The sequence below is a fragment of the Burkholderia aenigmatica genome (assembly GCF_902499175.1).
Classification (GTDB): Bacteria; Pseudomonadota; Gammaproteobacteria; order Burkholderiales; family Burkholderiaceae; genus Burkholderia; species Burkholderia aenigmatica.
Genome location: NZ_CABVQC010000019.1, coordinates 37,074 through 57,897, shown reverse-complemented (window position 1 = coordinate 57,897; position 20,824 = coordinate 37,074). Strand labels below are relative to the sequence as shown.

Genomic DNA, 20,824 nt, shown 5'->3' with positions numbered 1-20,824 from the left:
GGCCTGCTCAGGCAGCCGGCGCGGACTCGCCTGCCGAAGCCGACGCGGCCGGAATCAGGAAATGCTCGCGGTAGTACTTCAGCTCGTCGATCGACTCGTGGATGTCCGCGAGCGCCGTGTGCATCGCACGCTTCTGGAAGCCCTTGTAGATCGCGGGCTGCCAGCGACGGCACAGCTCCTTGAGCGTGCTGACGTCGAGGTTGCGGTAGTGGAAGAACCGCTCGAATTCGGGCATCCAGCGCGCCATGAAGCGGCGGTCCTGGCAGATCGAGTTGCCGCACATCGGCGACTTGCCGGGCGATACATACTGCGCGAGGAATGCCTGCAACTGCGCAGCGGCTTCCGCCTCGGTCACGGTCGACGCGCGCACGCGATCGATCAGGCCCGAGCGGCCGTGCGTCGACTTGTTCCAGTCGTCCATCTTCGCCAGCGTTTCGTCGCTCTGGTGGATCGCGAACACGGGGCCTTCGACGGCGATGTCGAGCGTGGAATTGGTCACGACGACCGCGATCTCGATGATGCGGTCGTTATCCGGGTCGAGGCCCGTCATCTCCATGTCGAGCCAGACGAGATTCAACTCGTTGCGCACGAGCGCGGGCTGGCTGGTGGAAGCGGCGGTATCGGTCATGAGTCATCCTGGAAAATGGCGGACGGCGCGCGGCGCCGCCCGAGCGGCCGGCATCGCAACAGCGGGCCCGGTCCGCAAGAACATATAATTCTCGCATAGAACCCTTTGGCCCCTTCGATGTCACCCTTTTCGTTCACCCTGCTGTTCGCGCTCGCCGTGCTCGCGATGGTCGTCACCAAGCTGTGGCTCGCGTCGCGGCAGATCCGCTTCGTCGCGGCGCACCGCAATGGCGTGCCCGCGCAGTTCAGCGCAACCATCCCGCTGACCGCCCACCAGCGCGCGGCCGATTACACGGTCGAGCGCACCCGGCTGACGATGCTCGAGATCGTCGTCAGCGCGGCCGTGCTGATCGGTCTCACGCTGCTCGGCGGCGTCGGCGCGCTCGACACGCTGCTCACCGGCTGGCTCGGCCGCGGCTACGGGCAGCAGGTCGCGCTCGTCGCTGCGGTGCTCGCGATCACGGGCGTCATCGACGTCCCGTTCGAGTATTACCGCCAGTTCGGGATCGAACAGCGCTTCGGCTTCAACCGGATGACGAAGCGGCTGTTCTTCACCGACATGCTGAAAAACTCGCTGCTCGGCGCCGCGCTCGGCCTGCCGCTGCTGTTCGTCGTGCTGTGGCTGATGAACCAGGCCGGCAGCCTGTGGTGGCTGTGGACCTGGATCGTCTGGGTCGCGTTCCAGATGCTCGTGCTGCTGATCTACCCGACCTTCATCGCACCGATCTTCAACAAGTTCGAGCCGCTGAAGGACGACGCGCTCCGCGCACGCATCGAGTCGCTGATGAAGCGCTGCGGCTTTGCGGCCAAGGGGCTGTTCGTGATGGACGGCAGCCGCCGCTCCGCGCACGGCAACGCGTACTTCACGGGCTTCGGCGCGTCGAAGCGGATCGTGTTCTTCGACACGCTGCTCGCGCGCCTGTCCGGCCAGGAAATCGAGGCCGTGCTCGCACACGAACTCGGCCATTTCAAGCGCCGCCACGTGATGAAGCGGATGCTCGTGTCGTTCGTACTGAGCCTCGTGCTGCTCGCGCTGCTCGGCTGGCTCGCGCAACGCACGTGGTTCTACACGGGGCTCGGCGTCACGCCGTCGCTCGACACGAGCAACGCGGGCGCCGCGCTCGTGCTGTTCTTCCTCGCGATTCCCGTGTTCCTGTTCTTCGCGACGCCGTTCGGCAGCCTCACGTCGCGCAAGCACGAATTCGAGGCCGATGCCTTCGCGGCCAGCCAGACCGACGCGCAGGACCTCGTCAGCGCACTCGTGAAGCTCTATGAGGACAACGCGTCGACGTTGACGCCCGACCCCGTCTACACGGCCTTCTACTACTCGCATCCGCCTGCGTCGCAGCGGATCGACCGCCTGCTGCAACACGCATGAGCCGCCCGACTTCCCGCAAGCCGACCCCGCGCGCGTCGAACGCGCAACGGGTCGAAGGCCGCGTGATCGCGGCGCACGGGCGCCACTACATCGTCGCGCCCGACGACGGCGGCCCGATGCTGCAGTGCTTCCCGCGCGGCAAGAAGAGCGATATCGCGGTCGGCGACCGCGTCGTGTACGAACTCGCATCGGCCGACCAGGGCGTGATCGTCGAAATCGGCGAACGGCGCAACCTGCTGTACCGCTCCGACCAGTTCAAGTCGAAGCTGTTCGCGGCCAACCTCGACCAGTTGCTGATCGTGCTCGCGACCGAGCCCTATTTCAGCGAGGACCTGCTCGGCCGCGCGCTGATCGCGGCCGACGCGAACCAGCTGAAGCCGCTCGTCGTGCTGAACAAGATCGACGTCGAAGCCGCGCTGCCGGTCGCGCGCGAGCGCCTCGCACCCTACCGCGCGCTCGGCTACGACGTGCTCGAGCTGTCGGTGAAAGGCGCGCCCGACGACGCGCGCGCGCAGCTGATGCCGCACCTCGCCGGGCATTCGACGATCCTGCTCGGCCAGTCCGGGATGGGCAAGTCGACGCTCGTGAACCTGCTCGTTCCCGATGCCGAAGCCGCCACGCGCGAGATTTCGGCCGCGCTCAACAGCGGCCGTCACACGACGACGTTCACGCGCCTCTACCCATTGGAGGGCGGCGGCGCGCTGATCGATTCGCCGGGCTTCCAGGAATTCGGTCTCTACCATCTGACGGAAGGCCGTCTCGAGCGCGCCTTTCCGGAGTTCCGGCCACTGCTCGCCGACTGCCGTTTCTATAATTGTCATCACCTGCACGAACCCGGCTGCGCGATTCTTGAAGCCGTCGCCGACGGCCGCATCGCACCGTCGCGGCATGCGCTCTATGCGCAGCTCGTGCACGAGGCGAGCCAGATCGTCCGCTGATCGCGCGGCACGCGCGCGGCGGCCAGCCGGTGCCATGCGGGCCGGCTTTCATCGACAGGAGCCGCGATGCGTTTCAAGGCACCCGATCTCGCGACGGCGCAGCATTGGGCCAACGTGCTTCAGGTGGCCGGCATCGGTTGCGAGCTGCATAACTGCTACGCGACCGGCGCGCTCGGCGGCCTGCCCGCCGACGCATGCACGCCCGAGCTGTGGCTCGACGACGAACGCGACGACGCGCTCGCGCGCCGGCTCCTCGATGCCGCGTCGCACGGTCCGTCGGCCGGTGCCGCGCCATGGCGCTGCCGGCAGTGCGGCGAGGCGCTCGAAGCCCAGTTCACCGCATGCTGGCAATGCGGCGCCGTACGCGACCCGCGCGACGACTGACCCACAGCAAAAAGGCCGGCATCAGCCGGCCTTTTGCCTTTCATCGGGTACCGCCCTGCCCCGTCACGACACCCAGACGGCGAGTGTCAGCATCAGCAGCAGAATCATCCACAGGATCACCGCGCGCCAGACAAGGCCAACCGCGGATTGCAGCGTACGCGGCGTGCAATCGTCACCGACCGTCAACGGGCCGCTGTCGCCGACCGCCAGCGCATCGAGGCTCGACGGTTCCGCGAGCGGGCCCGCGAGGCGTGCGCCGAGCGCTCCGCTGCCGGCGGCCAGCAGGACGCCGTCGTTCGGATCGGGCCACTGGCGCGTGTGGTTGCGCCACGCGTAGATCGCGTCCTCGAAATTGCCGACGATCGCGAAGCCGAGCGCGGTCAATCGCGCGGGAATCCAGTCGATCACGAAGAACGCGCGTTGCGCGAACGTCGAGAAGGCCGCCGTGCGGTCGTCGCCCGGCGTCGACCAGCTGCGCGCGAGGTATTCGGAGATCCGGTACAGCACGGCACCGGCCGGGCCGATCGGCAGCACATACCAGAAGAACACGCCGAACACGTGGCGATGGGACGCGACGACCGCATGAATCAGCGTATGGCGGACGATTTCGCCGACCGGCATGTCGACCGTGTCGATGCCGGTCCACTCGTGCAGGATTTCGCGCGCACGCGGCACGTCGTCGTTGTTGAGCGCGAGGTGGATATCGGTGAAGTAGTGGCTGAACTGGCGGAAGCCGAGCGTGAAGTACACGACGACGACGTTCCAGATGAATGCGAGCACGAAGCTCACCTTGTACAGCAGGAAATAGATCAGCGCGACGATCAGCACCCACGGCAGCACGACCGCGAGCCATGCGAGGATGCCATGCTTCTGCTTGCCTGCGTCGAGACCATGCGCGACGGTTTCCGCGTGAAACTGGAACAGCGCGAACACCGGATTGTTCGGCGACAACGCGCGGACCTGTTCGATGATGAGAGCGAGGAGAACCGAGAAGAAAGTCATGCGTGTGCCGTCTTCGGAGTTATGTCATTTTTTGCATAACGATAGCACAGCGTCGGCCTGGCATGATTGCCGGCGCGGTCGCCCGGCTGCGGGCCGCGCGCGCCAGCCGGCGCCCGGCATCAGCCGGCGGCCAAGAAGCGGTACAGATTGCGCAACATGCCGGCAGTTGCGCCCCAGATGAAGTAATGCCCGCCGGGTTCGCCATTTGGATAGGGCATCGCAAAAAAACGACGCTCGCCGCCTTCCCAGCGGAACACACGGACCTGATGGTTCGCGGGATTCATCAGGAACGCGAGCGGCACCTCGAAAATCTCGGCCACTTCGAACGTGTCGGCCTGCACGGTGAACGGTGGATGCACGAGGCCGACCACCGGCGCCACGCAGAAGCCCGTGCCGGTCAGGTAGTCGGGCAGCGCGCCGAGGATCTCGACACGCTCGTCTGCCAGCCCGATCTCTTCCTTCGCCTCGCGCAACGCGGTGGCAGTTGCATCGCGATCGAACGGTTCGCGACGACCGCCGGGGAAGCTGATCTGTCCGGCGTGGTCGTTCAGGTGGTCGGCGCGCTGGGTCAGCAGCATGGTGAGGCCGGACTCGCGGACGACGAGCGGCACGAGAACGGCCGCGCTGCGTGGATCGACGCCCTCCTGCAGCCTCGCCTCGTCGGGCTCGACGCTCCATTCGAGCGTGCGCGCGAAACGGTCACGCAGGCCGGATGGCGTCATCAGACGGGAATCAATGGCCGGCAGGCCGGCACCGGTGCCTTCGACCGGCAGGACTTCGGGATCGATGATGGGGCGGCGATTCAATGGGGCTCTCGGGGTCGTGTCGTATCGAGCATATTGTCGCGCCAGAATGAAAAAAGCACCCGGGTGGGTGCTTTTTCCTTACAGCTCTTACTCTTGGGAAGCTGCTGCGGCGCGATCCTTCGACACCAGCTTTTCCTTGATACGAGCCGACTTGCCCGAACGCTCGCGCAGGTAGTACAGCTTCGCACGACGCACATCACCGCGACGCTTCACGACGATGCTTGCCAGCAGCGGCGAGTACGTCTGGAACGTACGCTCGACGCCTTCGCCCGACGAGATCTTGCGGACGATGAAGTTCGAGTTCAGACCACGGCTGCGAATCGCGATCACGACGCCTTCGTAAGCCTGAACGCGCTTGCGGTTACCTTCAACCACGTTCACGTTCACGATCACCGTATCGCCCGGGGCGAAGTCGGGGATCGTCTTGCCGGCGAGCGCGCGCTCGATTTCTTCCTGCTCAAGTTTTGCGATCAGATTCATTACTGACTCCTTATGCCATCGTGTCGGCGTTGGCACCCGCCTGCTTCCAGGCCTGGCCCCGATAGAGGATGGATTCACATCAGGCGCCGCACACGCATGCGCGGCACCGCCAATTCCCGCTCGCGCAGCCGCCTCAGGAGGCGTTTTTCGCTTCGCGTGCGAGGTTCGCAAGCCATGCCTCGTCGGCCCGGCTCAACAACTTTTCGCGGCGCGCCCGGACGATCAGGTCCGGCCGCTTCCGCAGCGTATTCCTCAATGCTTCCTGACGCCGCCACCGCTCGATCTCGGCATGATGCCCGCCGAGCAGCACGTCCGGTACACGCACGCCGTCGTATTCCTCGGGGCGCGTGTAATGCGGACAATCGAGCAGGCCATCGGCAAAACTGTCCTGCACGGCCGACAGTGAATCGTTCAGCACGCCGGGCAGCAACCGCACGACGGCATCCATCATCGCCATCGCCGGCAATTCCCCGCCGGACAGCACGAAATCGCCGAGGCTGATTTCCTCGTCGACGCAACGATCGAGCAGGCGCTGGTCGATCGCCTCATAGCGGCCGCACAGCACGACGACACCGGGTTCCTGCGCCATCCGCACCGCGCGATCGTGCGTGAGCGGTGCACCTTGCGGCGACATCATCACGACACGCGTGCTCGCGATGCCCTGTTCTGCCTGCGCCGCTTTCGCGGCATCGATCGCAGCTTCGAGCGGCCTGGCCAGCATCACCATGCCCGGACCACCGCCGTACGGACGATCGTCGACCGTGCGGTAGTTGTCCGTCGTGAAATCACGCGGGTTCCAGGTGCGCAGCCCGAAGCGCCCTTGCTTGACGGCCCGGCTGGTGATCCCCCAGTCGGTCAGTGCACGAAACATCTCGGGGAAGAGCGTGACGACGTCGAACTGCACCGCGCTCTCGGTAACCTGGTTCATTTCAGTAATCGGCTTCCCAGTCGACGACGATGCGACGCGCCGCCTGATCCACCGTTTTGACGTATACGCCGACGAACGGAATCAACCGCTCATCGGTGGTCGGCTGACCGTCTTTGCCGGTCGCCGGATATTCGACACGCATGATCGAATGCACGCCATTGTCGATCATCCCGCTCACCTTCCCGAGTGCCACCGATTGCTCGTTGACGACGTCGAGACCGATCAGGTCGACCCAATAAAATTCGTCCGCGGCCAATGCCGGGAAATCTTCCCGGCGCACGAACACGCGAAAGCCACGCATAGCCAGCGCGGCATCGCGGTCGCTGACGCCCGCGGGTTGCGCAACGACGGTGTCGCTGTGCGTCTTCGACTGCATGATGCGGACGGAAAGCCGCTCCGCACCGCGTTCCAGCCACCAGCGGCGCGCGTTGAGCAGCGCATCGCCGCCGCGACCGGCGTCGGCATGCGTCGCCACCTTGACCCAACCCTTCAGGCCATAGGCGTCGACCACCGCCCCGACCTCGACGGCATCGTCGGGCCAGGCTTGCGCCACTTCGAGACTGCCCTGCTCGGCAGCCTGACCGGCGTTCGCGACAGCGTCGCGCTCGACCGGCTTGCGGACGAATGCGCCAAACGACGCACGCCCGCGCCTTGCATTACCGGAATCGTGACCCGCCATCAATGCTCCTTACAGCCGGCACGACCGGCACACCGTGCCACGTTAGGCAGCCGGTTGCGCCTTTTGCGCTTCCTTCACGAGACGCTGAACGGTCGGCGACAGTTGTGCGCCAACGCCTTGCCAGTACGTCAGGCGATCCTGAGCGATACGCAGCGATTCGCCCTTCGTAGCGACCGGGTTGTAGAAGCCGACGCGCTCGATGAAGCGGCCGTCACGACGGTTACGCGAATCGGTAGCAACGATGTTGTAGAACGGGCGCTTCTTCGAGCCGCCACGAGCCAGACGGATGATAACCATATGATGTCCTTCGGGAAAACCGGGTTCGAAACTACTGAAACACGCGATTATAGCCGGAAATCAGAGGTACAACAAACACTTACGCGTAAAAAATCCGTGGGAGGCCTGTCCGCCGGGCATACAATCGTCGTGTCCGGGACGTTCCACACCGTCATGCCGCCCCTTCGCGCCGCCTCGACGCGCCGCGCGCAGCACCGTTTCGCGGCGCTGCTTGCCGGCCTTGCCTGCCTCGCGTCCGCACTGGCGTTTGCCGCGCCGTTGCCGGTGGACCAACTCGTCGTGCCGCCCGGCTTCCACATCGAAGTGCTGACCGACGCGGTACCGACCGCCCGCGAAATGGCATGGTCGCCGCGCGGCATCCTGTATGTCGGCACGCGGGAAGGCCGCGTGCATGCGTTCGTGATGCACGAGGGCCGGATCAGCGCCCGCTACGTGATCGCGTCCGGGCTCGACATGCCCGTCGGTGTCGCCTACCGTGACGGCGCACTCTATATATCCGCCGTATCGCGCATCCTGCGTCTCGATCATATCGACGACCGGCTCGCCGCACCACCCGCCCCCACCGTCGTCACCGACGCGCTGCCGTCCGAGCACCATCACGGCTGGAAATTCATCGCGTTCGGGCCCGACGGCAAGCTGTACGTGCCAACCGGCGCACCGTGCAACGTCTGTCTCGCCGATCGCAGCCGCTACGCGATCATCGCACGCATGAAGACGGACGGCAGCGGGAGCGAGGTCGTCGCCCGCGGCGTACGCAATACGGTCGGCTTTGCGTGGCACCCCGACTCGGGCGAGCTGTGGTTTACCGACAACGGGCGCGACATGATGGGCGACGACGTGCCCGACGACAAGCTGAACCGCGCCCCGCGGGCCGGCCTCGACTTCGGCTTCCCATACTGTCATGGCGGCGACACGCCCGACCCCGAATTCGGCAGCGCCGACGTATGCCGCCGCTATGTGCCGCCCGTATTGAAACTCGGCGCGCACGTCGCGGCACTCGGTATGCGCTTCTATACGGGGCCGATGTTTCCGGCGTCGTATCGCAATAACGTGTTCATCGCCGAACACGGCTCGTGGAATCGCAGCACGAAGGTCGGCTACCGCGTGATGCGCGTCGTCGTCTCGGCGGACGGCAGCCAGGCGCGCCAGACCCCGTTCGTCACGGGCTGGCTGCGGTCCGACGGCACGGTATGGGGACGCCCGGCCGACGTGCTGCCGCTGCCGGACGGCTCGCTGCTCGTCAGCGACGACTATGCGGGCGCAATCTACCGCGTGACCTATGCGGCACCTTGACGCAGGACAGGGGTGACCGGGCCCGACCGGGCATCGTAGAATGCGTGCCGGGCCGCGCGCCCGCGCCGGCCCGCCGGCCGCCCATGCCAACGACAATACGCCGCCATCCATGTCCAGCAGCACCGCATCGTCCCGCCGCTTTCGCTCCAAGACGCTCACCGCCGCCCTCGCGTTCCTGTTCGGCTCGCTCGGCGCGCACCGCTTCTATCTATATGGCTTTCGCGACGTATACGGCTGGGCGCACCTGCTCGCGACGATCGTCGGCATTCCGGGCTTCCTCTTGCTCGCCGCGACCCAGCGCAGCGCCAGCCTCGGCTGGTGGCTCGCGGTACCCGGCGCAATCTCGCTGCTGGCGGCGTTCCTCGCCGCGCTCGTCTATGGGCTGCGCCCCGACGAAAAATGGGACGCGCAATTCAACGCGGAGACGGGCAAGCACAGCAAGTCGGGATGGACCGTGATCTTCGTGGTGATCTTCTCGCTGCTGATTGGCGCGTTCCTGCTGATGACCGCCCTCGCGCTGTCGTTCCAGACGTATTTCGAGTCGCAGGTCGAAGCGGCCAAGCAGATTTCGCAGTAAGCGCAACGAACGCGCTCCACCGGCACCGGTCAGAACAGGTTCAATTGCATGTCGTCGCGCGACTGGTTCGACCGCGTGCCGGCCGAACGAACCGCAACGTGCGGCACCGGCGCCGCGGCAACCGGCGCACCGCGAAACTGCGACAGATCGAGAATGCCGTTCGTGCGCTCGTTCAGCCCGAGCCGCTTGACGGCCTGGCGGAAGCGCTGCCGCAGCAGGTCGGCCCAGATCCCCTCGCCCTTCATCCGTTTCGAGAAATCCGAGTCGTAGTCTTTCCCGCCGCGCATGTCGCGCACGCGGTTCATCACACGCTCCGCACGGTCGGGAAAATGCGCGGCAAGCCAGTTCTTGAACAGCGGCGCGACTTCCCACGGCAGCCTCAGGATGATGTAGCTCGCATACGTTGCGCCGGCTTCCGCGCACGCCTCGAGCACGCGCTCCATGTCGGGCTCGGTGACGAACGGAATCATCGGGGCAATGCTCACGCCGACCGGCACGCCCGCCTCGCTCAGCGCACGGATCGTACGTAACCGTCGCGCCGGCGTCGCGGCGCGCGGCTCGAGCGTGCGCGCGAGATCGGCATCGAGCGTCGTGATCGTGACCGCCGCCATCACCTGCCCGCGCTCAGCCATCGGCGCGAGCAGGTCGAGATCGCGCTCGATCAGCGACGACTTCGTGATCGCGGCGAACGGCAACCCGCGATCGTGCATCACCTGGATCACGCTGCGCGTGATGCGCAGATCGCGCTCGACCGGCTGATAGGCGTCGGTGTTGACGCCGAGCGCGATCGGCTCCGGCACGTAGCGCTTGCGCGAAATCTCGCGCTCGAGCAGTTCGGCCGCATTGACCTTCGCATAGATACGGCTTTCGAAATCGAGCCCCGGCGACAGGCCGAGATAACTGTGCGTCGGCCGCGCGAAGCAGTAGATGCAGCCGTGCTCGCAGCCGCGATACGGATTGAGCGATACGCTGAAGGGGATGTCGGGCGACTGGTTGTGCGTCAGGATGCTCTTCGCGCGCTCCTCGAATACCTGCGTGCGCAACGGCGCGGGAAAATCGGTATCGTCCGACTCGTGCGTCCAGCCGTCGTCGACCGCTTCGCGCTGCGCGATCTCGTATCGCCCCTGCAGGTTGTCGACCGCGCCGCGCCCCTTGCGGGGCACGGGCGGCGCTACCGGAAATTCGTTGTCGGATCGATCGTCCATGTGCCCACCCATTTACCTGCGCCCAATACTGTACATTTATACAGTATTGGGCGCAGCATGCCAAGGGTGGGATAAAGGGCTCGACGGCCCGCGGCAGGCGCGTCAGTCGCCCACCGCGATCGTCAGCGTCTCCTTGATTTCTTCCATCACGACATAGCTCTTCGACTGCACGGCGCCGGGCAACTGCAGCAGGATGTCGCCGAGCAACTTCCGGTAGTCGGCCATCTCGCCGATCCGTGCCTTGATCAGGTAGTCGAAGTCGCCGGACACGAGATGGCATTCCAGCACCTCGTCGATCTTCATCACTTCCCGGCGGAATTGTTCGAACATGTTGCCGCCCTTGTGGCCGAGCGTGATCTCGACGAACACCAGCAGCGCGGCATCGAGCTGGTGCGGATCGACACGGGCGTGATAGCCGGTGATCACGCCGTCGCGCTCCATGCGCCGCACACGCTCGATGCACGGCGTGACGGTCAGTCCGACCTGTTCCGCGAGGTCTTTCATCGCCATCCGGCCGTCGTCCTGGAGCAGTTTCAGGATGCGCCGGTCGAGCTTGTCGAGCGAGCGTACTGGCTGACGTTGCGTTCTCATTTGTTTATGCTGAAAACCTGAAAAATACGATAACAAAACCTACACATTCGACAATACCATAGCGCAAAAAACTAGATCAGCTAGAGGTTACACGGAGACGCAGGTGCGCCCGGCCTCGATCTGGTCCCTTCCATCTGGAGCAGCTATGCGAGTCGTCATTCTGGGCAGCGGTGTGGTGGGCGTGGCAAGCGCGTATTACCTCGCGCGCGCCGGTCATGAAGTCACGGTGATCGACCGGGAGGCCGGCCCGGCACTCGAGACGAGCTTCGCGAACGCAGGCCAGATCTCCCCTGGCTATGCCGCGCCGTGGGCCGCGCCCGGCGTGCCGCTGAAGGCCGTCAAGTGGATGTTCGAAAAGCACGCGCCGCTCGCAATCCGCCTCGACGGCACGCGCTTCCAGCTCCAATGGATGTACCAGATGCTGCGCAACTGCACGGCCGAGCGCTATGCAGTCAACAAGGGCCGCATGGTCCGCCTCGCCGAATACAGCCGCGACTGCCTGCAGGCGCTGCGCGCCGATACCGGCATCCAGTACGAAGGCCGCACGGGCGGCACGCTGCAGCTGTTCCGCACGCAGCAGCAACTCGACGGCGCGGCGAAGGACATCGCCGTCCTGCAGGAAGCGAACGTGCCGTTCGAACTGTTGTCGCCGGCCGATCTGAAGCAAGCCGAACCGGCACTCGCCGCCGTCTCGCACAAGCTGACGGGCGGCCTGCGCCTGCCGGGTGACGAAACGGGCGACTGCCAGCTGTTCACGACGCGCCTCGCAGCGCTCGCGGAATCGCTCGGCGTGAAGTTCCGCTACAACACGCCGATCGATGCGCTCGCGATCGCGGGCGGCAAGATCGCCGGCGTGCAGTGCGGCAGCGAGACGGTGCGCGCGGACGCGTACGTCGTCGCGCTCGGTTCGTACTCGACCAGCTTCATCTCGAACCTGATGAAGATCCCCGTCTATCCGCTGAAGGGCTATTCGATCACCGCGCCGATCGTCAACGCAGCAGCCGCGCCCGTGTCGACCGTGCTCGACGAGACCTACAAAATCGCGATCACGCGTTTCGACCAGCGCATCCGCGTCGGCGGCATGGCGGAAATCGTCGGCTTCGACAAAAATCTGCGCGCCGCGCGCCGCGAAACGCTCGAGATGTGCGTGAACGACCTGTTCCCGGGCGGCGGCGACACGTCGAAGGCAACGTTCTGGACGGGCCTGCGCCCGATGACGCCGGACGGCACGCCGATCGTCGGCCGCACGCCGGTGTCGAACCTGTTCCTGAACACCGGCCACGGCACGCTCGGCTGGACGATGTCGTGCGGCTCGGGCCAGCTGCTCGCAGACCTGATCTCGGGCAAGATGCCCGCGATCCAGGCCGACGACCTGTCGGTGCATCGCTACCTGAAGGACGTGGCCGGCCAGACGCGCCCGGCATACGCCTAAGCCGACGCCGCCCGCAGCCATGCGGGCTAGCCGGCATCGAAAAAAAGGCGCCCCTGGGAGCGCCTTTTTCATTTCATCGAACCGTCAGCCGATCAGAACTGATCTTCCGTCAACACGAGCACGCCCTCGCTGCCCTTCGCGCCGACAACAGCATGTCCTTGACGGGGGCGTGATAGCTCATGGTGCGTCGCCTCTCTCTTCTGTCGATGGCGAAAAAAAGGGGCGCTCGTCGCGCCCCTCTTCTCGTGTGCTTACCGAAGCATCACACTGCGTCAGCCGAGCTCGGCCACGAGTTCCGGCACGAGCGCGAACAGATCGCCGACGAGGCCGTAGTCGGCCACGCTGAAGATCGGTGCTTCCGGATCCTTGTTGATCGCGACGATCACCTTCGAATCCTTCATGCCCGCCAGATGCTGGATCGCACCCGAGATGCCGACCGCGATGTACAGCTGCGGCGCGACGATCTTGCCGGTCTGGCCGACCTGGTAGTCGTTCGGCACGTAGCCCGCGTCGACTGCCGCGCGCGATGCGCCCAGGGCTGCCGACAGCTTGTCTGCCAGCGGCTCCAGCACCTTCGTGTAGTTCTCGCCGCTGCCCAGACCGCGGCCGCCCGAGACGATGATCTTCGCGCTCGTCAGTTCCGGACGGTCCAGCTTCGTCACTTCACGGCTCACGAATTGCGACTTGCCAGCGTCGGCTGCCGCTTCGATCTTCTCGACCGTCGCGCTGCCGCCTTCCGCTGCCACCGGATCGAAACCCGTCGCGCGCACCGTGATCACCTTGATCGGGTCGCTCGACTGCACCGTCGCGATCGCGTTACCCGCGTAGATCGGGCGCTCGAACGTGTCGGCCGAATCGACCGCCGTGATGTCGGAGATCTGCGCGACGTCCAGCTTCGCGGCGATACGCGGCGCGATGTTCTTGCCGTAGGCCGTCGCCGGCGCGAGGATGTGCGAGTAGTCCTTCGCGATGTTCAGCGCGGTCGCTTCGACGTTTTCCGCGAGGCCCGCTTCGAGTTGCGGCGCGTCGGCCAGGAGTACCTTCGACACCCCTGCGATCTTCGCCGCTGCGTCGGCTGCGCCTTGCGCATTGTGGCCCGCGACCAGCACGTGGATGTCGCCACCGATCTTCGCTGCCGCCGCCACCGTGTTCAGCGTCGCGGCCTTGATCGACGCGTTGTCGTGTTCTGCAATCACCAGAATCGTCATTTCTTTCCGCTCCCTCTTACAGCACCTTGGCTTCGGTCTTCAGCTTCTCAACCAGCGTCTTCACGTCCGGCACCTTCACGCCGGCTGCGCGCTTCGGCGGCTCGACCACCTTCAGCGTCTTCAGACGCGGCGCGACGTCCACGCCCAGGTCTTCCGGCTTCACGGTTTCCAGCGGCTTCTTCTTCGCCTTCATGATATTCGGCAGCGTCACGTAGCGCGGCTCGTTCAGGCGCAGGTCGGTGGTGATCACTGCCGGCAGCGTCAGCGACAGCGTTTCCGCGCCGCCGTCGACTTCGCGTGCGACCGTTGCCTTACCGTCGGCCACCGTGACCTTCGACGCGAACGTCGCTTGCGGCAGGCCTGCCAGCGCAGCCAGCATCTGGCCCGTCTGGTTCGAATCGTCGTCGATGGCCTGCTTGCCCAGGATCACCAGTTGCGGCTGCTCCTTGTCGACCAGCGCCTTCAGGATCTTCGCGACGGCCAGCGGCTCGACGCTGTCGGTCGACTCGACCAGGATCGCGCGATCCGCGCCGATCGCCAGCGCCGTACGCAGCGTTTCCTGCGCTTGCGCGACACCCACCGACACGGCGATCACTTCGGTCGCCACGCCCGCTTCCTTCAGGCGCACCGCTTCTTCAACCGCGATTTCGTCGAACGGGTTCATCGACATCTTCACGTTCGCAATGTCGACACCCGTGTTATCCGACTTCACGCGGACCTTCACGTTGTAATCGACCACTCTTTTCACTGGCACCAGGATTTTCATGCACACGCTCCAAAGTTACGAATACGACCAGAGGCCATTCTATAGCGAGGCCTCATGACTGCGCGGCCAAGCGGACCCAACCTTCGTGGTTGTCGAGGATACCGCTTCTTGGCGACGCGCCAATGATAGCGAACGGTCGTTCTATTTTAAAAGAGAAAAAACCCGGACGCAAAGCCCGGGTTTTCGATCATCGACTCTAATCTCGCCGGGCGCCCGTTGCTTCGCCCGTTACCAGGCGGCAATGACCGCTCCGCCGAACTTGCCTTCGATGAACTGCTTCACATCGGCCGAATGATAGGCCGCGACCAGTTTCGCGACCCACGGCTTGTTCCGGTCCGCCTCGCGGATCGCCAGGATGTTCGCGTACGGGCCGTTCGGCCCTTCGATCGCGATCGCGTCCTGTTTCGGTTTCAACCCCGCTTCCATCGCGTAGTTGGTGTTGATCGCGGCCGCGTCGACGTCGCCGAGCGAGCGCGGAATCTGCGCCGCATCGAGTTCGACGATCTTCAGCTTGCGCGGATTGTCGACGATATCGAGCGGCATCGCCTTCAGCCCCGCGTCTGCGCGCAGCTTCAGCAGGCCCTGCTTTTGCAGCAACAGCAGCGCACGGCCGCCGTTGGTCGGATCGTTCGGGACCGCGATACGCGCGCCCGGCTTCAGTTCGGCCAGCGATTTCACACGCTTCGAATAGATGCCCATCGGGAACGTGACGGTATCCGCGACCTTGATCAGCTTGTAGCCGCGGTCCTTCACCTGCGCCTGCAGATACGGATCGTGCTGGTAGCTGTTCGCATCGAGGTCGCCCGACGCAAGCGCGGCGTTCGGCTGCACGTAATCGGAGAATTCGACGATGCGAATCTCGAGGCCGCTCTTCGCGGCGACCTTCTTCACCGCTTCCATGATCTGCGCGTGCGGCCCGCCCGTCACACCCACCTTGATGGTTTCGGCCTGTGCGTGCGCGCCCGCGAACAGCGCGGCCGCGCCCAGTGCCACCGCGAATTTCAGCATGAAGCGTCGTTGCATCGAGTGTCTCCTGACCAATCGGTCTTGTTTTACTTGTGGCTCAGCCGGCGGACGAGCCAGTCGCCGAACGACTGCACGATCTGCACGAACACGATCAGGATCGCGACCACCGTCCACATCACTTCGGGCAGATAGCGCTGGTAGCCGTAGCGGATCCCGAGATCGCCGAGGCCGCCGCCACCGATCGCGCCCGCCATCGCCGAATAGCCGACCAGCGACACGAACGTGATCGTCAGGCCCGCGACGACGCCCGGCAGCGATTCGGGCAGCAGCACCTTGAAGACGATCTGCGACGTGGTCGCGCCCATCGATTGCGCAGCCTCGATCAGCCCGCGGTCGACTTCGCGCAACGCCGTCTCGACGAGACGCGCAATGAACGGCGCGGCCGCGAGCGTCAGCGGCACGACCGCCGCGGCCGTCCCGATCGACGAACCCGTGATGAGCCGCGTAAACGGAATCACCGCAACCAGCAGGATGATGAACGGCGTCGAGCGGACCGCATTCACGATGCCGCCGAGCACGCGATTCACCGCGAGATTTTGCAGCACGCCCTGGCGATCGGTCAGGTAGAGCAGCACGCCGAGCGGCAGGCCGACGAGCGCGCCAACCACTCCGGAGATGCCGACCATGATCAGCGTCTCCCAGAACGACTGCACGAACATATCGAACATCTCACTCAACATACGAAAGCTCCTCTACCACCACCCCTTGCTCGCGCAGGAACGCGAGCGCCTGCCCGACCTTGCCCGGCTCGCCGCCCGCGAGCACCGCGAGCGAACCGAATGCCTGCCCCTGGATCTCGTCGATCTGGCCGTGCAGGATGTTGAAATCGAGCTCGTACCGGCGGATCGTCTCCGACAGGATCGGCTGGTCGACCCCCGAGCCCGTGAACGCGAGCCGCAGCAGATGCCCGCTGCCCGTCTTCAGCCGCTCGGCCACACGCGCCTTCAGCGCGGGCGGCAGCTCCTGTGCGATCACGTCGCCAATCAGCGCGCGCGTCACTTCGTGATGCGGCTGCAGGAACACGTCGATCACACGGCCTTCCTCGACCACGCGCCCCGCATCGAGCACCGCGACGCGATCGCACACCTGCTTGATCACTTCCATCTGGTGCGTGATCAGCACGATCGTCAGGCCAAGCTCACGGTTGATGCGCTTCAGCAGGTCGAGGATCGAGCGCGTAGTCTCGGGATCGAGCGCGGACGTCGCTTCGTCCGACAGCAGCACCTTCGGCTGGCTCGCGAGCGCGCGTGCGATACCGACGCGCTGCTTCTGCCCGCCGCTGATCTGCGACGGATAGCGATCCTTCTGCGCGGACAGCCCGACGAGGTCGAGCAGCGGCAGCACGGCGGCCTCGATCTCGGCACGGCTTGCGCCGGCCAGCTCGAGCGGCAGTGCGACGTTGTCGAACACCGTGCGCGATGACAGCAGGTTGAAGTGCTGGAAAATCATGCCGATCTCGCGGCGCGCCTCGCGCAGCGCGCCAGCCGGCAGCAGCGTGAGATCGCGCCCGCCGACAACGACATTGCCTTCGGTCGGCCGCGTGAGCAGGTTGATGGTGCGCACGAGCGTGCTCTTGCCTGCGCCGCTTCGGCCAATGATGCCGAACACCTCGCCCTGCGGAATCGTCAGGTTGATGTTGCGCAGCGCCTCGACCCAGCCGCCCGGCCCGGGAAATCGCTGCGAAAGATTGCGTAATTCGATCATGTAAACAAAACGGCGGCCGGCCGGCGAGTTGGCCCGCCAGTCGGCCGCCGATGCATCTGGAATAACCGTCGATTTTACCGCAAACCCCTCATTCCCCTTAATAATCGATTTCGATCTTTTCATAACTACACGAAATTAGAGGAGCGCCGCTGGGCCGCCGCAGGAATGCCGCGACTATGATCCCGGAACACATGCCAACGAACAGGGGACACGCCAGATGACCGCCACCACCACGCCGGCCGCCGCACCCGCCACCGCCGGACCGGCGCCTTCGGCGTCGCCCGCGCCGACCATGGGCCGGCTGCGTACCGCGGACGGGCTCGAACTGGCGTCGTACCGCTGGCCGGCCGGCGACGGCACCACGCCGCCCCGCGCGACGATCGCGCTCGTGCACGGCCTTGCCGAACACGCGGGCCGCTATGCCGCGCTCGCCAGTCGGTTGAACGCGGCCGGCATCGACGTGCTCGCGATCGATCTGCGCGGGCACGGCCAGTCGCCCGGCAAGCGCGCGTGGGTCGAGCGCTTCGACGGCTACCTGAACGACGCGGATGCGCTGGTCGCTGAAGCCGCGCGCGGCAATTCGCCGCTGTTCCTGATGGGGCACAGCATGGGCGGCGCGGTCGCGGCGCTGTACGCGATCGAACGCGCGCCGGCACGCGGTCAAGCACTGACGGGCCTCGTGCTGTCGAGCCCGGCGCTCGCGCCGGGGCGCGACGTGCCACGCTGGATGCTCGCGGTGAGCCGCGTCATCAGCCGCGTCTGGCCGACCTTCCCCGCGATCAAGATCGATGCAGCGCTGCTGTCGCGCGACCCGGCCATCGTCGCGGCCAACCGCGCCGATCCGCTCGTGCATCACGGCGCGGTACCCGCGCGCACCGGCGCGGAAATTCTCGACGCGATGGCGCGCATCGAAAGCGGCCGCGGTGGGCTGCGCGTTCCGGTGCTCGTCTATCACGGCACCGAGGACAAGCTGACCGAGCCCGACGGCAGCCGCGCGTTCGGTGCGCGCGTCGGCTCGCCCGATCGGACGTTGACGCTATACGAAGGCGGCTTTCACGAAACGATGAATGATCTCGAACGCGACCGCGTGATCGACGCGCTGATCGCGTGGATTCACGCGCGCGTGCCGGCGCGCTGAGCGCGCCCGGCCGGTCGATCATCAGATGCCGGCCAGCACGCGCAGGTGAGCGACGACGCTGCGCCCGAGCGCGGACAGGTTGTAGCCGCCTTCGAGGCAACTCACGATGCGGCCCTGTGCATGCCGGCGCGCCACGTCGACGATCTGCGCGGTCAGCCATTCGAAGTCGGCTTCGACGAGGCCGAGGTTGCCGATGTCATCCTCGCGATGCGCATCGAAACCCGCCGACACGAACAGCATCTGCGGCTTGAACGCATCGAGGCGCGGCAGCCAGAACATGTCGACGGCCTCGCGGATCGCCATCCCGTTGCTGCGCGCGGGCATCGGCAGGTTGACCATGTTCGGCGCCTGGTGATCGACGCCCGAGAATGGGTACAGCGGATGCTGGAAGAAGCTGCACATCAGCACCCGCTCGTCATTCGCGAATGCGGCCTCGGTACCGTTGCCGTGATGCACGTCGAAATCGATGATCGCAACACGCTCGAGACCGTGTACGTCGAGCGCATGCCGCGCGGCAATCGCGACGTTGTTGAAGAAGCAGAAACCCATCGCACGCGCAGGCTCCGCATGGTGGCCGGGCGGACGCACGCCGCAGAACGCATTGGCATAGCGGCCTTCGATCACCGCGTCGGTCGCCGCAATCGCCGCGCCAGCCGCGCGCAGCGCAGCGCGCCACGTATCGCGGTTCATCAGCGTATCGGGATCGACCTCGACGTAGCCATCGACCGGCGTCATGCTCCGGATGTAGTCGATGTGCGCCTGCGTGTGCACCCGGCCCAGCGCCACCTCGCTCGCGAACGGTGCGGTTTCGTGCACGATCAGGTCGTCGATGCGGCTCGCGATCAGTTGATCCTGGATCGCCGACAGGCGGGCCGGACATTCCGGATGCCATTCCCCCATCTCGTGCAGCATGCAGTCGGGGTGCGTATAGAAAGCGGTTGCCATAAGCTGTCATCCGCGGCGCACGATGCGCCGCAGGTCTCCATCAATGATGTCCATCGTCTGCCGCGAATTCGCCGCTAACTTACCACAATGGGGGCCCGCCACGCCCCGGCGCGCCGGATCCGTCGGGTATACTGCGCCGAACCCAATCGCCCTGTCCGCCCGCTTCGACATGAATTCCAGCAAGCCTGCCGCCCTTCTCTCCGCGCTGTTCCGTGTTCGCGTCCCGCTCGTTGCGGCCGCCGTGGTCGCGGCCCTCGGCGCCGCGCCCGCCGGCGCGCAGACGCAACCCGCGAAGTCCGCGGGCAAGCTCGTCGCACAGGCCCAGCCGCAGCAAGGCCAGACCTTCGAAGAGGAAATCGTTCCGCAGCGTTACGCGAACAACGCGAAGGTCGACGCGTTCATCGACGAGATGGTGAGCCGCAACGGCTTCGACTCCACCAGCCTGCACGCGCTGTTCTCGCGCATCAGCTATTCGGCGACGGCCGTCAAGCTCGTGAGGCCGGCCCCGTCGCCGACGGTCAAGAACTGGCGCGTCTATCGCTCGCGCTTCATCGAGCCGATCCGCATCAATGCGGGCGTGAAATTCTGGAAGGCGAACCAGGCAACGCTGCAGCGCGCGTCCGAGCAATTCGGCGTGCCGCCCGAGGTGATCGTCGGCATCATCGGCGTCGAGACGATCTACGGCCGCTACATGGGCAATTTCCGTGTGCTCGACGCGCTGACGACGCTCACGTTCGACTATCCGGACACGCCGAACCGCGACAGCCGCCAGGCGACGTTCCGCAAGAACCTCGAGGATTTCCTGGTCTGGACGCGCGACAACCAGCTCGACCCGACCACCGTGCTCGGCTCGTATACGGGCGCGATCGGTATTCCACAGTTCCTGCCGAGCAGCATCCGCGAATATGCGGTCGACTTCGACGGCACGGGCCATGTCGACCTGCGCAGCAGTCCTGTCGATGCGATCGGCAGCGTCGCGAACTACCTGAAGCAGCACGGCTGGGAAACCGACCGCCCGGTGGTCTGGCAGATCACGCCCGATACGGGCAGCCTGGGGATCGCACAGGCCGCCGCCGACGGCCAGCCCGAACCGCACTGGGCGCTGTCGCAACTGCTGCGCGCGGGCATGACGCTGAACGAGCCGACGGTCAACATCACGACCGAAGCCGGTACGCCCGTGACGGTCGTCGACCTGCCGTCGCCGGGCCGTGCGACCGAGTACATGCTCGGGCTCAAGAACTTCTACGTGCTGACGCGCTACAACCGCAGCTTCTTCTACGCGCTCACCGTGTACCAGCTTGGCGAGGCCGTGAAGGCACAGATGGAAGCGAGCGGCGCACTTCAGCCGAGCGCCACCGAAACGCAGTCGCAGTAAGCACCGCCTGCCCAAAGAAAAAGCGCCGCACAAGCGGCGCTTTTT

23 protein-coding genes are annotated in these 20,824 nt (G+C 65.6%); 8 read left to right on the top strand and 15 right to left on the bottom strand.

The genetic code is table 11. The features are described 5' to 3' along the window. Positions 1 to 7: 7 nt before the first annotated feature. On the bottom strand, positions 8 to 628 hold the full coding sequence (gene orn, locus BDO18943_RS15655) for an oligoribonuclease (RefSeq protein WP_031399981.1): 621 nt from the start codon (positions 626 to 628) through the stop codon (positions 8 to 10). A gap of 117 nt (positions 629 to 745) precedes the next feature. On the opposite strand from orn, the gene BDO18943_RS15650 reads away from it, so the two are divergent. From BDO18943_RS15650 to BDO18943_RS15640, 3 genes are all read left to right on the top strand, one after another. Beyond that, entirely contained in the window at positions 746 to 2,005 is a 1,260-nt protein-coding gene (locus tag BDO18943_RS15650) for a M48 family metallopeptidase (RefSeq protein WP_175023146.1), read from the top strand. Then, positions 2,002 to 2,943 (top strand): ribosome small subunit-dependent GTPase A, encoded by a 942-nt coding sequence (rsgA, locus tag BDO18943_RS15645; protein ID WP_175023144.1) that lies wholly within the window; start codon positions 2,002 to 2,004, stop codon positions 2,941 to 2,943. The genes BDO18943_RS15650 and rsgA overlap by 4 nt, the downstream gene beginning before the upstream one ends. A gap of 66 nt (positions 2,944 to 3,009) precedes the next feature. Beyond that, positions 3,010 to 3,327, top strand: a complete 318-nt coding sequence (locus BDO18943_RS15640) for a putative signal transducing protein (RefSeq protein WP_021159739.1) — start codon at positions 3,010 to 3,012, stop codon at positions 3,325 to 3,327. 63 nt (positions 3,328 to 3,390) lie between these two features. Here the strand turns inward: BDO18943_RS15640 and BDO18943_RS15635 are convergent, their stop codons facing one another. The 6 genes from BDO18943_RS15635 to rpsP all read right to left on the bottom strand — a co-directional run bounded on the left by BDO18943_RS15635 (position 3,391) and on the right by rpsP (position 7,519). Then, entirely contained in the window at positions 3,391 to 4,329 is a 939-nt protein-coding gene (locus tag BDO18943_RS15635; RefSeq protein ID WP_043181898.1) for a CobD/CbiB family protein, read from the bottom strand. A 119-nt stretch (positions 4,330 to 4,448) separates the two neighbouring features. Next, positions 4,449 to 5,135: a CoA pyrophosphatase gene (locus BDO18943_RS15630; RefSeq protein ID WP_175023142.1), complete on the bottom strand. Its 687-nt coding sequence runs from the start codon at positions 5,133 to 5,135 to the stop codon at positions 4,449 to 4,451. An 87-nt stretch (positions 5,136 to 5,222) separates the two neighbouring features. Next, positions 5,223 to 5,615 (bottom strand): 50S ribosomal protein L19, encoded by a 393-nt coding sequence (gene rplS / locus BDO18943_RS15625; RefSeq protein ID WP_089450137.1) that lies wholly within the window; start codon positions 5,613 to 5,615, stop codon positions 5,223 to 5,225. Positions 5,616 to 5,748: 133 nt separating this feature from the next. Further along, complete coding sequence (gene trmD, locus BDO18943_RS15620; RefSeq protein ID WP_043181891.1) at positions 5,749 to 6,543, bottom strand: tRNA (guanosine(37)-N1)-methyltransferase TrmD; 795 nt, start codon at positions 6,541 to 6,543, stop codon at positions 5,749 to 5,751. 1 nt (position 6,544) lies between these two features. After that, positions 6,545 to 7,222, bottom strand: a complete 678-nt coding sequence (gene rimM / locus BDO18943_RS15615; RefSeq protein WP_043181889.1) for a ribosome maturation factor RimM — start codon at positions 7,220 to 7,222, stop codon at positions 6,545 to 6,547. A 42-nt stretch (positions 7,223 to 7,264) separates the two neighbouring features. Continuing rightward, positions 7,265 to 7,519 (bottom strand): 30S ribosomal protein S16, encoded by a 255-nt coding sequence (rpsP, locus tag BDO18943_RS15610; protein WP_006476550.1) that lies wholly within the window; start codon positions 7,517 to 7,519, stop codon positions 7,265 to 7,267. 153 nt (positions 7,520 to 7,672) lie between these two features. On the opposite strand from rpsP, the gene BDO18943_RS15605 reads away from it, so the two are divergent. Both BDO18943_RS15605 and BDO18943_RS15600 read left to right on the top strand, forming a co-directional pair. Next, complete coding sequence (locus BDO18943_RS15605; RefSeq protein ID WP_175023140.1) at positions 7,673 to 8,812, top strand: PQQ-dependent sugar dehydrogenase; 1,140 nt, start codon at positions 7,673 to 7,675, stop codon at positions 8,810 to 8,812. A 109-nt stretch (positions 8,813 to 8,921) separates the two neighbouring features. Then, complete coding sequence (locus BDO18943_RS15600; RefSeq protein ID WP_089450672.1) at positions 8,922 to 9,389, top strand: NINE protein; 468 nt, start codon at positions 8,922 to 8,924, stop codon at positions 9,387 to 9,389. Positions 9,390 to 9,418: 29 nt separating this feature from the next. Here BDO18943_RS15600 and BDO18943_RS15595 read toward each other — a convergent pair whose 3' ends face one another. Together BDO18943_RS15595 and BDO18943_RS15590 are read right to left on the bottom strand one after the other, a co-directional pair. Beyond that, the gene (locus tag BDO18943_RS15595) at positions 9,419 to 10,606 is read right to left on the bottom strand and encodes a PA0069 family radical SAM protein (RefSeq protein WP_175023138.1); all 1,188 of its coding nucleotides are present in this window, start codon (positions 10,604 to 10,606) and stop codon (positions 9,419 to 9,421) included. Between the two features lie 90 nt (positions 10,607 to 10,696). Then, complete coding sequence (locus BDO18943_RS15590) at positions 10,697 to 11,185, bottom strand: Lrp/AsnC ligand binding domain-containing protein (protein ID WP_011351353.1); 489 nt, start codon at positions 11,183 to 11,185, stop codon at positions 10,697 to 10,699. A gap of 145 nt (positions 11,186 to 11,330) precedes the next feature. Here BDO18943_RS15590 and BDO18943_RS15585 point away from each other — a divergent pair, with 145 nt between their 5' ends. Then, positions 11,331 to 12,617, top strand: coding sequence for a D-amino acid dehydrogenase (locus BDO18943_RS15585; RefSeq protein WP_043181884.1), 1,287 nt, complete (start codon positions 11,331 to 11,333; stop codon positions 12,615 to 12,617). Between the two features lie 272 nt (positions 12,618 to 12,889). Here BDO18943_RS15585 and BDO18943_RS15580 read toward each other — a convergent pair whose 3' ends face one another. The 5 genes from BDO18943_RS15580 to BDO18943_RS15560 form a co-directional block, all read right to left on the bottom strand. Further along, the gene (locus BDO18943_RS15580) at positions 12,890 to 13,825 is read right to left on the bottom strand and encodes an electron transfer flavoprotein subunit alpha/FixB family protein (RefSeq protein ID WP_175023137.1); all 936 of its coding nucleotides are present in this window, start codon (positions 13,823 to 13,825) and stop codon (positions 12,890 to 12,892) included. 16 nt (positions 13,826 to 13,841) lie between these two features. Beyond that, positions 13,842 to 14,591: an electron transfer flavoprotein subunit beta/FixA family protein gene (locus BDO18943_RS15575; protein ID WP_175023135.1), complete on the bottom strand. Its 750-nt coding sequence runs from the start codon at positions 14,589 to 14,591 to the stop codon at positions 13,842 to 13,844. 228 nt (positions 14,592 to 14,819) lie between these two features. Next, positions 14,820 to 15,614, bottom strand: a complete 795-nt coding sequence (locus BDO18943_RS15570; RefSeq protein WP_175023133.1) for a MetQ/NlpA family ABC transporter substrate-binding protein — start codon at positions 15,612 to 15,614, stop codon at positions 14,820 to 14,822. Positions 15,615 to 15,643: 29 nt separating this feature from the next. Next, on the bottom strand, positions 15,644 to 16,297 hold the full coding sequence (locus BDO18943_RS15565) for a methionine ABC transporter permease (protein ID WP_043181878.1): 654 nt from the start codon (positions 16,295 to 16,297) through the stop codon (positions 15,644 to 15,646). Next, entirely contained in the window at positions 16,287 to 17,321 is a 1,035-nt protein-coding gene (locus BDO18943_RS15560; RefSeq protein WP_089439505.1) for a methionine ABC transporter ATP-binding protein, read from the bottom strand. The genes BDO18943_RS15565 and BDO18943_RS15560 overlap by 11 nt, the downstream gene beginning before the upstream one ends. Before the next feature lie 217 nt (positions 17,322 to 17,538). Between BDO18943_RS15560 and BDO18943_RS15555 the strand changes: the two genes are divergently transcribed. Continuing rightward, a complete protein-coding gene (locus BDO18943_RS15555; protein WP_175023131.1) occupies positions 17,539 to 18,459 on the top strand; it encodes an alpha/beta hydrolase in 921 nt (306 codons plus the stop codon). A gap of 21 nt (positions 18,460 to 18,480) precedes the next feature. Here BDO18943_RS15555 and BDO18943_RS15550 read toward each other — a convergent pair whose 3' ends face one another. Continuing rightward, a complete protein-coding gene (locus BDO18943_RS15550; RefSeq protein ID WP_043181873.1) occupies positions 18,481 to 19,404 on the bottom strand; it encodes a histone deacetylase family protein in 924 nt (307 codons plus the stop codon). 43 nt (positions 19,405 to 19,447) lie between these two features. Here BDO18943_RS15550 and mltB point away from each other — a divergent pair, with 43 nt between their 5' ends. Then, positions 19,448 to 20,779: a lytic murein transglycosylase B gene (mltB, locus tag BDO18943_RS15545; protein ID WP_175023129.1), complete on the top strand. Its 1,332-nt coding sequence runs from the start codon at positions 19,448 to 19,450 to the stop codon at positions 20,777 to 20,779. The last annotated feature ends 45 nt before the right edge of the window (positions 20,780 to 20,824 follow it).

Excerpts from the sequence above, each read along its gene's own strand:
- orn (WP_031399981.1), bottom strand. The coding sequence starts at position 628 with ATGACCGATACCGCCGCTTCCACCAGCCAGCCCGCGCTCGTGCGCAAC.
- BDO18943_RS15650 (WP_175023146.1), top strand. The coding sequence starts at position 746 with ATGTCACCCTTTTCGTTCACCCTGCTGTTCGCGCTCGCCGTGCTCGCG.
- rsgA (WP_175023144.1), top strand. The coding sequence starts at position 2,002 with ATGAGCCGCCCGACTTCCCGCAAGCCGACCCCGCGCGCGTCGAACGCG.
- BDO18943_RS15640 (WP_021159739.1), top strand. The coding sequence starts at position 3,010 with ATGCGTTTCAAGGCACCCGATCTCGCGACGGCGCAGCATTGGGCCAAC.
- BDO18943_RS15635 (WP_043181898.1), bottom strand. The coding sequence starts at position 4,329 with ATGACTTTCTTCTCGGTTCTCCTCGCTCTCATCATCGAACAGGTCCGC.
- rplS (WP_089450137.1), bottom strand. The coding sequence starts at position 5,615 with ATGAATCTGATCGCAAAACTTGAGCAGGAAGAAATCGAGCGCGCGCTC.
- trmD (WP_043181891.1), bottom strand. The coding sequence starts at position 6,543 with ATGAACCAGGTTACCGAGAGCGCGGTGCAGTTCGACGTCGTCACGCTC.
- rimM (WP_043181889.1), bottom strand. The coding sequence starts at position 7,222 with ATGGCGGGTCACGATTCCGGTAATGCAAGGCGCGGGCGTGCGTCGTTT.
- rpsP (WP_006476550.1), bottom strand. The coding sequence starts at position 7,519 with ATGGTTATCATCCGTCTGGCTCGTGGCGGCTCGAAGAAGCGCCCGTTC.
- BDO18943_RS15605 (WP_175023140.1), top strand. The coding sequence starts at position 7,673 with ATGCCGCCCCTTCGCGCCGCCTCGACGCGCCGCGCGCAGCACCGTTTC.
- BDO18943_RS15600 (WP_089450672.1), top strand. The coding sequence starts at position 8,922 with ATGTCCAGCAGCACCGCATCGTCCCGCCGCTTTCGCTCCAAGACGCTC.
- BDO18943_RS15595 (WP_175023138.1), bottom strand. The coding sequence starts at position 10,606 with ATGGGTGGGCACATGGACGATCGATCCGACAACGAATTTCCGGTAGCG.
- BDO18943_RS15590 (WP_011351353.1), bottom strand. The coding sequence starts at position 11,185 with ATGAGAACGCAACGTCAGCCAGTACGCTCGCTCGACAAGCTCGACCGG.
- BDO18943_RS15585 (WP_043181884.1), top strand. The coding sequence starts at position 11,331 with ATGCGAGTCGTCATTCTGGGCAGCGGTGTGGTGGGCGTGGCAAGCGCG.
- BDO18943_RS15580 (WP_175023137.1), bottom strand. The coding sequence starts at position 13,825 with ATGACGATTCTGGTGATTGCAGAACACGACAACGCGTCGATCAAGGCC.
- BDO18943_RS15575 (WP_175023135.1), bottom strand. The coding sequence starts at position 14,591 with ATGAAAATCCTGGTGCCAGTGAAAAGAGTGGTCGATTACAACGTGAAG.
- BDO18943_RS15570 (WP_175023133.1), bottom strand. The coding sequence starts at position 15,614 with ATGCAACGACGCTTCATGCTGAAATTCGCGGTGGCACTGGGCGCGGCC.
- BDO18943_RS15565 (WP_043181878.1), bottom strand. The coding sequence starts at position 16,297 with ATGTTGAGTGAGATGTTCGATATGTTCGTGCAGTCGTTCTGGGAGACG.
- BDO18943_RS15560 (WP_089439505.1), bottom strand. The coding sequence starts at position 17,321 with ATGATCGAATTACGCAATCTTTCGCAGCGATTTCCCGGGCCGGGCGGC.
- BDO18943_RS15555 (WP_175023131.1), top strand. The coding sequence starts at position 17,539 with ATGACCGCCACCACCACGCCGGCCGCCGCACCCGCCACCGCCGGACCG.
- BDO18943_RS15550 (WP_043181873.1), bottom strand. The coding sequence starts at position 19,404 with ATGGCAACCGCTTTCTATACGCACCCCGACTGCATGCTGCACGAGATG.
- mltB (WP_175023129.1), top strand. The coding sequence starts at position 19,448 with ATGATGTCCATCGTCTGCCGCGAATTCGCCGCTAACTTACCACAATGG.